The sequence below is a fragment of the Rhodococcus sp. NPDC059968 genome (genome assembly GCF_042738615.1).
In the GTDB taxonomy this organism is placed as follows: domain Bacteria; phylum Actinomycetota; class Actinomycetes; order Mycobacteriales; family Mycobacteriaceae; genus Rhodococcus_F.
Genome location: NZ_JBHWUE010000049.1, coordinates 68455 through 81103 on the forward strand (window position 1 = coordinate 68455; position 12649 = coordinate 81103).

Here is a 12649-nt window from a genome sequence, read left to right on the forward strand (position 1 = left end):
GGGGAAGCAGCGCCGACTCGCCGGGGCGACCGTTCCCGACCACCTCGTCAGCGGTGCTGCCCCCTATCCGGAGTCTGCTGTGCCTATATCGACAGTGAGGTCCTCAGTGTCGGCGAAGACCAGCCGCCCGTCGTCAAGGGCGACCGCCCACCGATGGACAGGTGCCCAATCGTGGCCGCGTTCAGCGGTGTCGGTCAGTTCGGCGTAGTCCTCGACGATCACGCCTGTCGCTGCCTCAGACTGCCTACGCACCAGCACCCGGGTGCCCACGCGCATCACATCAGGTGACGCCGACTTCTTCTCGCTCTCGTCACTCATGGACTGCACCTTTCTTCGGCTGCCCTCGGAGCATAAGCATGACCTATCCGCGCCCACCAGACGAACTCACAACCACCGGCCGATCTGTGCTCAGGCTATGTGGGTTCACAGGCGCCCCGACCACGCATGCAGGGAGCTGGAATGCGGCTCGCCCACGCACCGCATTGCGGTCGATTTCTCCAAGGCGAAGCGCGGAGTAATTCAATGTTCCGCGGGTACTCACGACCTACGCTGCACAGCGGGCTCGACGGCCCCGGTGGCAGCCAGGCCCAACGACCAGCGCTCCCCTTTCGCTGGCCGGAGGGCCGCTCGCCGCCGAAGCATCAAGAGCTCGCCCCCCGCCCGTGGCCACGGCGGCGCCCACAAAGTCTTTATCGAAACGGACACTGACCAGGTGGGTGAGCTTCGGTTCACCGGTGTGATCGGGCTGGAGACGTCTCGTCAAGTAGCGAATCGACAAGGTCCGCTGCCGCGGCGGTTCTTGCGAGGTTCTTTGTTGTCCCGCTGCCGGTTGCTGTGTGGTCCAGGTAGCGGACTGCGCACGTGAACACCGGCGCGTGGGCGGCGCCCTCCATTCTCACGGCCCACTGCGGGGAGGGATGGCCGTGGTGTTCGGCATGGCTGATCACCCAGGCGATCGGGTTCTTCTGCGCTCGCTCCCGCCGTCTCGATGCCTGGCCCGAATCCGAATCCATGGGTCCGCTGCGCGCTGATGCCGGCCGCGCCCGTACCCCTGCATGCGTGGTGCTCGGGGGCACCGGCTGCGGGTCGTCCCGCAGCGGGGAGCCGATCTCCGGATGGCTCTCCCCTGCCGCGACGGCCTTCGTCAGGCCCCACGCTGCGTCCTGCTCGGCTCGCTTCTTACTGCCCGCGGTTGCCCACGGCCCACAGACCTGACCCACACGGAACCGGGCCGCGAACACCGGTGTGTGCGCGGGTCCCCGGTGGTCGCCGTCGATCTCGGGCCGGGGCAGGTCGGGATGCGCCTGCAGCCACATCGACACCACACTCGGTCCGAACTCCGGATGCGCCCGCGACGCCCGGTCGAAGACCTCGCGTCGGATCGGCGCCCAATTCTCCCCGGCATCGAGCAACGTCACGATCGCGGTCACCGTCACGTCGTCGGTCCGCACGCGGCGGCGCAACTCGCTGACCACGTCACCGATCGGGTCACGTGCCGCCGCGACGGCCAGCACCTTCGCCCACCGCTTCGAGTCGAGACCCTCGAGTTCGCCGGCGGCGACGACCTGCGCGGTCACCTTTCGATCGCGCGCCTTGAAGTGCGCTGCCTTCTCTTCCCGGTCCGCGGCGATACGCCGGTTGATATCGGCGGCGAGGTTGCCGAGTTGCTCGCTCGTGTACGGGGCCGGCGCGAAGTCGAGGTGGGCGAAGATCACCCGCTGGGTGATCAGGTCCGACACCCTGCGCAGCGGCGACGTCGCGTGCGTGTACGCCGCCAACCGGAGCCCGTGATGGCCGTGCACCGTCGGGGCGTAGGTGGCAGCACCATACGACGATTGCAGACGCGAACGCAGCTTCTCCAGCAGCACCGGATCGGTCATCGCCACCGCAACCTCCGCCGCGAGGTCCTCGGTGCTGCCCGCGGTCACCGCGCTGCGGTGATTGCGGAACAGGACCGGAAGATCCTCCCGCACACACCACATGGCGATCGCCTCGTTGGCGGCGATCATCAACTCCTGCACGATGACATATCCCACCGTGCGCACGTCCAGTGGGATCGGCGCGATCCCCCCTTCCTCGGTGGAGCCCCAGCCGTGCGCGAGATCGTAGAGGGCGAAGACACCGGACCTGCGACGTCCCTGGAGCAGCACCTGCGCGGCGTCATTCGCGGCTCGCACGCCCTCGTGTAGCGGGTCGTCGACCGAGCCGAGGATCTCGGTGATCTGCGCATGATCGACCGCGACGCACCTACCGGCCGGCACCCGCCCGCGACCGACGCTCACCCCGGACACCACCCCGTCTGCGGACAGATCAGCAAGGACCCGCAGCGTGGACCTCTCCGCTGTCTCGGTCAATGTTGCCGCCTGCTCGGTGTCATGGCCGAGCATCGGCACTGTCCGACGGGGCAAATACTTCGATTCACGGCGCAGGAATGCCGTCGCATCGGCGTCGGAACCTAGGGCCACGACGTCCGTGACCCCGGCGATGTGCACCTCCAGCTTCCAACCTGAACCGTCGGCGAGCTCGGTCACCGCGAACGCATCATCGCGATCGAGGGCCTCGGACCGATCCACCATCAACAACGGCACACCACTATTGGACACTGCGCCTCCTCAACCAGAAATCGGCAGCGACACTGCACCAGAAACCATCAGTACCAGCGACGGACATCAGTGTCGATCACCTCTTCCCTTCGACACGCCCACCGATCCGGCGGACTTGCGGCTACGCCGCCAACGCCCTGTTGAGGCAGCTTCGTCCCTGCCCACTCTGGTGTCTCCCACGCCCCTGGTGCCGGTCTCTTGCCCCTGAGTACCCGTTACTTCCGGATCTGACGACCACCGAAACGGAGGCCGCGTTGTACGGGAGCGTCTCCAGCGTGCACGAACACGCCCGACCAGCACGAACAAGACGACCACCTCGCTCAAAAGCGTAGATCTGGTCTAACACCCGGGCCGACAACCTAACGCGAGGCGCGCCGTGTATTCGGTGAGAGTTCACATTTGCCCTACCCGCCAGTGGACCTGCGCGGCTTGGGTACACCAATACCCCACCCCGTCGCCAACTCCTCCGCCCGCCGTGCCGCTGGCCCCCACTGGTGGAAAATACTGTCGCTGAATCGAAGTCGGTCATGACTGTTTTACGGACGGATCCTACGATTGTGCCCGAACCGAGAGCCGCAGTGGCATATTTCTGAGTATGCCCAGGTACCTGGTAACGCTCGATGATGGAACATCGAGCGAGAAGACATTCGACTCAGACTTTCACGCGATTAACGAGACGCACCGCCCCCATCCACCCCGGCGCGGCATCGCCCAGATCGACCGTTGCGACAAGGACGGAACTCGGTTCCCTGTGTGGCCATCCTCCACAACCAAGTCCAGCTGACAGTTTCTCTCCCCGGGGCCCGACGCCAGGTGGACGCCGATTGATCAAATCGCCCGTGCCGACATCTCGCCGACTTCTCGGCAACGGTGCCGACACCACGGCGACGACCCCGGGCGAGTCGGCGCCACCCGCGCACCCTCGCCACGCTCCCCGCCCCACCAGACCGCAGATCACTGGGGCAGAATCAGCATTGTGCCCGCTCATCAGCCCGCACCACCCCTCCGCCCGGTAAGACCGATGCTCGCGACACTCGGCTCACCACCGGGTGGAGACGACTGGGCTGTGGAGATGAAATTCGACGGTGTACGCGCCGTCGCCACCATCACCCCGGCCGCGGTGCACCTGTTCAGCCGCAACAACAACGACATCACCGCCGCATACCCGGAGATCGCCTCCGGACTCTCCGAGATTAACCCAGGTCGAGGCGTAATAGTCGATGGTGAGATCGTCGCGCCCGCTGCCAGTAGCGGCCGACCGCGCTTCGACCTCCTCCAACAGCGGACCCCCATCCAGGATCCACAGCCCGCGCTGCAGCGCGCTGTACCGGTCGCCTTTTACATTTTCGATCTGCTGGCGCACCACGGGGCGCCGATCCTGCGGTGGCCGTACCTCGAGCGCCGACAACTTCTTGCCGACCTCAACCTCGGTTTGGGGGGCGAGGCGCTGCACGTACCTCCACACTGGGTCGATGTCGACAGCGAGGCGATGCTCGAGGTCGCCAACGAGCATGGCCTCGAAGGAATTGTCACCAAGAGAATGACCTCGCCCTACCAGCCAGGACGCCGCTCACCAGACTGGGTCAAAACACCCCTACGCAACAGCGCCGAGGTGATCGTCGGCGGGTGGGAAGCAACCAGCCACGGAAGACTGCGGTCGCTGATCGTCGGTGCCCACGCGGACCAGGTCGGCCTGATATTCATCGGGCACGTCAGCTCCGGTTTCACAGAGTCCGACCGGCGGCGAACACTCATGCTGCTCCGACCACTCGAACGGCCCACCAGCCCCTTCGACAATCATGTTCCCGATAAGCTTGCCGCACACGCCCGCTGGGTCGAACCGGCTCTGGTCGGCACCGTCGAGTACCGCGAGTTCACCCCGAACCGGCGGCTCCGCCACCCGTCGTGGAAGGCCTTCCGCGCGGGGATCGACCCCCGATGGGTGACCATAGAGGAGCTACCTTAACCCCCGCGCGCGTCTCGGCGCGATGACGTTGTGCACTCAACAGGAGTGCAATACCTGGCTCATCGCGTCCTTCTCCGCCTGGGTCACCCACAACCGGTACAGGGCCTTGACATCGATCTGCCGCGAGACGTACGTGCACCGGTAACCCTTGTTCGGCGGCAACCAAGACGCGGCATCGGAATCGGACTTCTTCGAATTCGTGGGCCCGTCGACGGCCTGCAGGTTCCGTGGGTCGTTGGCCAGGTCGCGGCGTTGCTCCGGGCTGAACTGCTGGGCGCCCTTCTGCCAGGCATCGGACAGGGCGACGACGTGATCGATCTGCACCGCGGTGGAGGTGTCCTGGCCGCGGACGAACGCGATGGTGGTGTCGGTGTAGGTGTCGTGCAGGGTGCCGGTCGCCACTACACAGTCCCGGGTACTGGTCTTGTAGGTCAGGTCGACCAGGTCGCGGCGGAGGATGTCGTTGCGGGTGTCGCACCCGTTGTGGCCGCCCTCGACGCCGTTGTCGTCGGACCACGACGGGCCGAACTGTTCTCGTGTGTAGCCGGTCTTCGGTGCACGTCCCTTCACCGCGAGGGTGTCGAGCTTCGCCAACGCCGGCGCCGCATCGAATACCGGGGCCGGGGCGGCCGGCGCTCCCCCGAGCGACCCGGTGCCCGGATCGGCATCGGCGATCGCCGAGCACCCCGTCAGACCGAGCACGGTGACCGCACCCAATGCGAAGAGAGCGGACCTGGGGCGATGGCGCATATGCCTGTTCTCCTGTTACCTGTGTGACTGAGTGGACACAAGTATTGCGTGCGCCTCCGACAATCCTGGTGGCGCGTCCGACTGAGTGTGTCTCGGGCGACGATTTTCGGCGAAGCCACGGTGAGGCCGCTACCACCATTCCCGGTTCCCGCTGGCAGTTTCCTAGGCGAGCACACCGCCGGATCTCACGCCTAAACGACTTGAGCGCGCGATCAGCCCCATCGCTAACCTCACCCCATTTGGTGTTCGAGTCGTTCCAGGTCCCGTATCTACCTCGACTCGGCCACATCGGGATGGCCCGAGTGGTCGATCGCGGTGCCCGACAGGCGGCAACGATCGATGGAGCGGGACCGCGTTATCGCATCCTCTGCCGCAGCCGAGGCCACCGGGCCCACTTGGTATCTGGCTGCAGCCGGGACAACCAGGCCGAGTGGCACCTAGCGGACCTGTGGTGTACAACATAGTCGGTCGCAATGTGAACCAGATCACAGACGTGACCGCGAGGCACACATATCAACAACGACGAAAGCAGGACACATGGCGACAACCTCGACCACCTCGACCTCCCTCACCGGACGGCAGACGCCCCGGCGCAGCGGCACCATGAGCACCGCGGAGATCAAGTCGAGGATCGAGGCCATGTTCGCCGACGATCGCAGGCCCACCCGCCGCGCGGTCACGCGCTGACACGTTCGGCCGCCGACAACGCGGGTCGGGTGAGCGTCAACGTGCCACTACTCGTGCCGCCATCGACCGCGGCGATCGGCGGTCCCGCCGCTCTGCAGGCGGCTCCGCGACCACCATCACAACGGTAGGCTCGGCACTGCGAGTTGAGGAACCAGCCGCGGTTATCACGGCCCAACCGATCAATCACCGCCCACTTAGGCCCTTGGCACTCATGCCATTTCGAGCCTGCCGCATTAGGTCGGCGATTGGTTCGAGAGTGACGAACACTGCGTAATCGGTCGGTTCCGATCTCCACTGCGCTCCATTGCTCCCCCTCCCACTGCTGATATGCGAGAGTCCGCGAAAACGTTGCAGGATAGGTGCATAGCACTGCACGCCGCCCTAGTCACTCGTCTACGACCAGGTCCTGCCTGGGCGGGCAGCGTCACGTTCAGGGTTGACGCGGCTGTCCTCGCCCGTTTCGCGAAATTCCTTGCCCCGGCAACCACACCATCACGTGTCGACCAGGTGGTCCTGACGACACAAGATCGTGCGCGGGCACCATCATGGACGGGATCCTGGCCTAGTCATGAGCACAGAAAGGGTTGCGGAAGGAGCCGTTTCACTCGGTCAATGGTTTGTGATCGCATCATCTGGTGCGACAGAACGGGTTCAGCCGCTCACGTTGCGTACTCCCGGCACTGCTGGTCATGCACTCGCTGGGGACGGATTGCTGTAAATCCGGTCGGGCCGGACGAGCACAGCGGCGCGGCGGTCGGCGGCCATCACACGGTCGAATTCCGTCCAATTGTCATGGCTTCCGCCCGCCGCGACGAAGATCTTACGCAACAGCAACCGCAACCGCTCGGAGTCCAGCCATGGCTGAGGATCGTCCGGGCCAGCGAGCTCGGCACGACCCTCGACGGTGGCCCACTGCCATCCGCTGCGAAATGTCGTCGTCACCTGGGGTCGGGCCCGCAGATTGGCCAGCTTGACCTTGCCGTGCGCGACGAACGCCAACACGCTCTCGCTCGTGACAGGATGTGCGAGCACGCCGGTGTTGACAACGCTTGACTGGATGGTCGCGTCGGTACGCAGCGTCGCAACGACAGCCAAGCCCTGCTCCGCGCGGGCAAGCTCGAAAGCGTTCTGAAGCGTAATCACCGGTTGGCCTCCGATTCCATACTGTCGGCGACTTGACCCCGGCCCCGGTGTGCGGGACGAGTTTCGAGTCGCTCTTCTGCCCAGTATGAGCCATCCGCTCGACCAAGACGTGAAAGTTCGGAGAAGCCCCGAGCACGGACCCGACGAGCTTGCTGTCCACCACCGGTTGGCGAACAGCGAAACGAAAGAGCCACGGGCGCCGAGAATCCAAGTCACTGGCAGCTTCGCCAAGGTTCTGCTCGAAGACGCCTAAGGCCAGCCCAGCCCTTCGGTAACCGGTGCCACAAGGACCCGTACCGGTGGTCAATTCCTTATCCGATGACAGGGAATCTCATAGGGAATCCATGGACTCGGCCAGACACCGCACACAGGCGGCTCCTGCAGCCATTTCCGACCTGATCGCCGGTCGGCTTGCCGACGGAGCCTGGGTCTATCCGACCTGCATTCAGTCGAAGTAGGCGGTAGGACTGTCGAACTTCTGTACGCCGTCGCAGGGCCACGGCGTCGTCGGGTCATGGTCGGCAAGGCACAAGGCGCCCCACCGTCCGCCCTCGGGCTGGTGATCTGCCATGAGCGTCCTCTGCACCCTTACGTACGCTGCAACCTCGGGCAGGTGACGCCTCGTGCTCTCGTACTTGGTCAGCCGCGACTCAATCGAGCGGTTCAGCTGGGCAACCCGGTGGTCGGACTTCGGCATATCAATTCCTCTAGTCGCGTCGAGACTGAAAGCCCTCTGGATCGCCCGCCACCCCTTTCGGGCGACGGGCATCGCCCGTGCGGACTGTTCCGCTACGTCGAGGATGTTCAGTACGAACGTCGGTGCAGTGATGCAAGTTCGCCCATCCGCCGGCGCGGACAGTGGCTTCCCAGTGATGGCGTCGATTCAGAGCAGTCGGAACACCAAGAATTGGAGAACCCCGCCAGCCACTGGGGGTTTGGCTGGCGGGGTCAAATACACCCGCCCACATCGCGTGGACAGTGGGCTTGTGCCGGGTAATCGTATGACAGCGGTCACCAATAGTCAGAAAGTGTGACGCAGTCGATGGACGTCAATTTGGTCGCCAATCTGCGGCCCAGACATCCTCCCGAGGAACTTCCCGCGGCGGCCACAGAACTCCGGCTTTTCCAGGGACTCCATGCGCAGCAAAATAGGACATTCGTCCAAGTTCTCATAACTAATACCGACCTGTAGGTTTTGATACGACATCAGTATCGGCTGCAGAAGGGGGCGCCTTGCAGAAGCGCGCGATCGCTACGCGGCAGATTGTGTTGGTCGCCGCGGCTGAGGTGTTCAACCGTATGGGTTACGTGAACGCGGGCCTACAAGAGATCATCTCCGAATCCGGGGTGACGAAGGGTTCGCTGTACTTCCACTTCAGCTCGAAAGAGCAGTTGGCGCGGGCGGTCATTGACGAAGGCTGCGCACGCCTCGATGCGGCATGCTCTCAACAATTCGACTCCCGCACACCAGCACTGGAAGCGTTGATCGGAATCTCGTATGTAATGATCGATCCGTCCAACAATGACAACCTGATGTTGGCCGCATTCCGCCTTCTCAATGAGATGGGCGACTTCCGGGGCACCAGGCACGTGGTCTTCGATCAATGGACCTCGACCTACCAGGCACTGGCGGCAAGGGCAGTCGAAGAAGGCGACTTCCGCGCTGACACAAATCCGGACGAGGCGGGTCGCCTGCTGCTGGAGATAACCTTCGGCACGCGCCTACTGGCGGTCGCAACCGACACACTGACCGGACTTCCGCAGTTCGTAGGCATTTTCGTGCCATTCCGGGAATGAATGTGCAGGTCAGAGCGGTGCAGGGCGGCTGGAACGCTGAAATCTGTAGGCACACGATTTTCGGCGTGTCCGCTGGTAAAGCGGTGTGTAATCTGGTGTTGTGTAGGTATGTACCTGCGGGAGACGCGGCGGAAGAACAAGGACGGCTCGGTGGTGTCCTATCTGCAGCTCGCCCACAACGAGCGGCACCCGGACACCGGCTCGTCGACCGCGAAGGTGATCCACAACTTCGGCCGCGCCGAGACGGTGGACCGCGAGGCCCTGGCCCGGTTGGTGGCGTCGATCTCGCGGTTCCTCGCCCCCGAGCAGGCCGCGGCGGCGGCAGGGGGCGGGGACGTGGAGATCCTCGACGCCCGCCGCCTCGGCGGCGCTTGGACGCTGGACCGGCTGTGGGAACGGCTTGGGATCTCGTCGGCGATCCGCCGCGCCGCCGCCGGTCGGCGACTCGACGCCGATGCGGTGGAGCGGGTGATCTTCACCCTCGTCGCCCAGCGCGCGCTCGAACCGGGCTCGAAGCTGGCGGCGACCGGCTGGGTGACCGAACGCGTCGCCATCGAGCACATGACAGGGTTGTCGGATGATCAGGCCTACCGGGGCATGGACTTTCTCCTCGACGCACTCGAGGAGATCGCGGCCGATGTGTTCAATTCTGTTGCGCACCTGTTGAACCTGGATCTCGACATCGTCTTCGTGGATACGACGAGCACCTACTTCGAGACCGAGGGCCCGGACCGGGTGCCGGAGCTGGCCGGCTCACCTGCCAACGACGACAACACCGGCCCGGCCGAGTTCGGGGCGCGGGAGTTCGGTCACTCCAAGGACTTCCGCACCGACCTGCCGCAGGTGGTGATCGCGATGGCCGTCACCCGCGACGGGATCCCGGTGCGCTCTTGGACCTTTCCCGGCAACACCGCCGACACCGCGATCATCCGCACCGTCAAGGATGATCTGGACGGGTGGAACCTGCGCCGACTGGTCTGGGTGGCCGACCGCGGCTTCGCCTCCGCCGCCAACCGGGCCTATCTCACCAAAGGCGGCGGTCACTACATCCACGCCGAGAAGCTACGCCACACCAATGCCGAGGCCGCCGCCGCGCTCGCGAGGCCCGGTCGCTACCGCAGCGTCGCCGGCAACCTGCGCGTCAAGGAGGTGCACGTCGCTCCCGGCGGCGACGGGGACGGCGAGGGCGGAGCGCGGGCTCAGCGGTTCGTGGTCTGCCACAACCCGGACCAGGCGCAGCGCGACGCCCAGGTGCGCGAGAACCTCGTCGCGCATCTGCGGGAGTTGATCGAGGGCTCCGACACCTGGACGTCGCGGCGCCGCGACGAGCTGGTCGGCTCGCTGAAATCCAAGCCGGGGCTGCGCCGGTATCTGCGGCGCACCCAGGCCGGGCTGCTGCGCGTCGATGCCGCCGCGATCAAGACCGAGGCCGGTCTGGACGGCAAGTGGTTGCTCCGCACCTCCGACACCACGCTGACTCCGGAGGATCTGGCCGCCGCCTACAAGCAGCTGCTCGCGGTCGAACGCGGCTGGCGCGACATGAAGGGCTCGCTGGGGCTGCGGCCGGTGTTTCACCACCGCGAGGACCGTATCCGCGCCCACGTCCAGTTGTGCTGGCTCGCGCTGCTGCTGATCCGGGTTGCCGAGACCGCCACCGGTGACACCTGGCGCACCCTTCGCCATGAACTCGACCGCCTGCACCTGATCACCCTGGCCACCGACCACGGCCACGTCGCCCAACGCTCGGCTGTCACCGCCGGCCAACGAAAGATCCTTGCCGCGCTCGAGTTGCCCGAACCGCCCCGGTTCTTCGACTTCGCCCCCACCGACGCCTGAGCCGAGCCGCCGCCGCCCGGCGAGCGATGCCTTGTAGTAACACGCCTTCAACGCGCATATTCGGCATTACCGCAGTTCAGCATGACTTTTCGTGAAATCGTGTGCCCATCAGCTGCGGAAGTCCGGACTGAGGGAACTGCCTGAGCGTATGACCACCGCATGGAAGGTTTTCCTGCCCGGACTAGTCGACGACGCGAAAGTCGACTACTTCTCCCAGTTCGCCGCTCGCCGACTGTCCTCGTACCTCGTATCCTCCTAGCGCGTCGCCTCTCCCGGCGCGGACCCGGAACCTTACCTCCGACTCCGTTGAACGAGTCGACGGTGCCGGACATACCCACGGGTGCCACATTGAATCGTCGCTGCGAGCGTCTACTTGTCGAGAGGCGACGGAGCGGCAACCACTGAGGGCCGCCGGTGCTCGCGGCAAATAGCGTCCACCTTCGATCGGGGCACACGAACGCCCGCCGCGTCGCATCCGGTCACTGGACATATGAGCGTTCGAAGTGTTGCAGCGCATCGAGAGCCGACCTCACGTCCGCCACGCCTGTGCATGCCCGACGCCTTTCCTCTCAACGCGCTGGCACCGACTCAGAGTCAAGGACAGGAAGTATAAAGCGACCCGACCTCAGGTCCCCCTCGGCCGGGCCCCGCGAGGTCACCAACATTCCGTCGCAGTCTGCACCGTGTTTTTAGGTGGCCTCGGCGTCACCTCGTGATGAACGACTTTCCTTCAAGTCGGTCAGGGTCTCGCCCACGGCAGACGCGAGTTCATCGTCGGTCGGAACAAGCTCGCGGACCGGCGCGGGCAGAGTGTCATACGTGTAGTCGGCCACCGCCAAGGGCGCGGTGGTCCCGGCCAGGGAGTAACGCACGACGTTGTCATTGCGGCCCGCACACAGCAAAAGCCCGATGGTCGGAGCATGCTGGTCGTGGTCGCGCAGGTTGTCGTCAACCCAGGACACGTAGAAGCCAAGCTTCCCCACGTACTCGGGTTCGAACCGGCCAATCTTGAGCTCGACAACAACGAAGCGGGACTGCACCCAATTGAAGAACAGCAAGTCTATGAAATTCCGAGGTCGGAATTTCATCGATTATTCCGATTCCCGGGTTATGCCGATCTGCGCGTAGGCCCTGCACTGACGACGTGTTTTCGGAGCGGTTGTCGGAATAGTTCCCTCAAACCGCTGACCATCTCCGGCCGATAGCGCGCTGCCGGGTCATGCCGTTGTGTTGGTTGCGGACGTTCCGATGGAGCGTCCGTGACCGTCACGATGGAAGGACGAGACCATGGAACCAGCCATGTCTGTGTTGGTGGACGGAGTCTTGACGGCAGCCCGGGGTGCCGGACTGACTGAGGCATCGCTGAAGTACCAGAGGAGCTGTTGCGCGACCGTGGCACGGTACTGCACCGACCACGCGATCGACGAGTACAACGAGCAGGTCCGCGACAGGTTCCTGGCCGAGCAGGACACCCGTCTGCAGCGCGGGAACATCGGCCCGGTGTTCCGGTCGTCGCTGGAGAAGACAGCGAACATGCTGCTCGAGTTCAAGCTGGCCGGGAAGGTGGCATGGCGCAGGCGGCGTCCGATGTCAACGCAGCTGCCATCACGCTTCGAGACGGCCCTGCGCTTGTTCGACGAGTCGCTCTCGGGAACCCTGGCCGTCGGATCGGTCGAGTTGGCTGTGGGCGAGATCAGGCAACTGCTTACTCATCTACGTGACCGTGGCCATGACAGCTTCGGCAGTGTCGGGCTAGACGCAAAGCCGTGTAGTTAGCGGGGACGGCTGGCGGTCAAGAATGCGGGTCTTGGGCGTGTCGTGCGCGAATGGGTAGCGGAGCTCCGGTAGAAGAGGGCGTCCTCCAAGA

Annotated in this window: 10 protein-coding genes and 1 pseudogene; 5 read left to right on the plus strand and 6 right to left on the minus strand. The window is 64.8% G+C overall.

Translation table 11 applies throughout. The features are described 5' to 3' along the window. Nucleotides 1–63: 63 nt before the first annotated feature. The gene (locus ACFWAY_RS31985) at nt 64–318 is read right to left on the minus strand and encodes a hypothetical protein (RefSeq protein ID WP_378513354.1); all 255 of its coding nucleotides are present in this window, start codon (nt 316–318) and stop codon (nt 64–66) included. Nucleotides 319–728: 410 nt separating this feature from the next. Then, the gene (locus ACFWAY_RS31990) at nt 729–2576 is read right to left on the minus strand and encodes an RNB domain-containing ribonuclease (protein WP_378513366.1); all 1848 of its coding nucleotides are present in this window, start codon (nt 2574–2576) and stop codon (nt 729–731) included. A gap of 1048 nt (nt 2577–3624) precedes the next feature. Between ACFWAY_RS31990 and ligD the strand changes: the two genes are divergently transcribed. Continuing rightward, on the plus strand, nt 3625–4569 hold the full coding sequence (gene ligD, locus ACFWAY_RS31995) for a non-homologous end-joining DNA ligase (protein ID WP_378513355.1): 945 nt from the start codon (nt 3625–3627) through the stop codon (nt 4567–4569). A gap of 36 nt (nt 4570–4605) precedes the next feature. Here ligD and ACFWAY_RS32000 read toward each other — a convergent pair whose 3' ends face one another. Further along, the gene (locus ACFWAY_RS32000) at nt 4606–5319 is read right to left on the minus strand and encodes an HNH endonuclease family protein (protein ID WP_378513356.1); all 714 of its coding nucleotides are present in this window, start codon (nt 5317–5319) and stop codon (nt 4606–4608) included. A gap of 537 nt (nt 5320–5856) precedes the next feature. On the opposite strand from ACFWAY_RS32000, the gene ACFWAY_RS32005 reads away from it, so the two are divergent. Further along, nucleotides 5857–6006, plus strand: a complete 150-nt coding sequence (locus tag ACFWAY_RS32005) for a hypothetical protein (RefSeq protein ID WP_378457449.1) — start codon at nt 5857–5859, stop codon at nt 6004–6006. A gap of 687 nt (nt 6007–6693) precedes the next feature. On the opposite strand, the gene ACFWAY_RS32010 is transcribed toward ACFWAY_RS32005, so the two are convergent. Beyond that, a complete protein-coding gene (locus tag ACFWAY_RS32010; RefSeq protein ID WP_378513357.1) occupies nt 6694–7149 on the minus strand; it encodes a TIGR03618 family F420-dependent PPOX class oxidoreductase in 456 nt (151 codons plus the stop codon). A 445-nt stretch (nt 7150–7594) separates the two neighbouring features. Then, entirely contained in the window at nt 7595–7846 is a 252-nt protein-coding gene (locus ACFWAY_RS32015) for a hypothetical protein (RefSeq protein ID WP_378513358.1), read from the minus strand. A 536-nt stretch (nt 7847–8382) separates the two neighbouring features. Here ACFWAY_RS32015 and ACFWAY_RS32020 point away from each other — a divergent pair. Both ACFWAY_RS32020 and ACFWAY_RS32025 read left to right on the plus strand, forming a co-directional pair. Further along, nucleotides 8383–8946 (plus strand): ScbR family autoregulator-binding transcription factor, encoded by a 564-nt coding sequence (locus tag ACFWAY_RS32020; protein ID WP_378513359.1) that lies wholly within the window; start codon nt 8383–8385, stop codon nt 8944–8946. Nucleotides 8947–9054: 108 nt separating this feature from the next. After that, nucleotides 9055–10782: an IS1634 family transposase gene (locus ACFWAY_RS32025; protein WP_378513360.1), complete on the plus strand. Its 1728-nt coding sequence runs from the start codon at nt 9055–9057 to the stop codon at nt 10780–10782. Between the two features lie 689 nt (nt 10783–11471). Here the strand turns inward: ACFWAY_RS32025 and ACFWAY_RS32030 are convergent. Beyond that, nucleotides 11472–11849 (minus strand): annotated as a pseudogene (locus ACFWAY_RS32030) (PDDEXK nuclease domain-containing protein); the annotation flags it as partial. Nucleotides 11850–12081: 232 nt separating this feature from the next. Here ACFWAY_RS32030 and ACFWAY_RS32035 point away from each other — a divergent pair. Beyond that, nucleotides 12082–12558 carry a hypothetical protein gene (locus ACFWAY_RS32035; RefSeq protein ID WP_378513361.1) on the plus strand — a complete coding sequence of 159 codons (477 nt, stop codon included), beginning with the start codon at nt 12082–12084 and terminating at the stop codon, nt 12556–12558. Nucleotides 12559–12649: the final 91 nt, after the last annotated feature.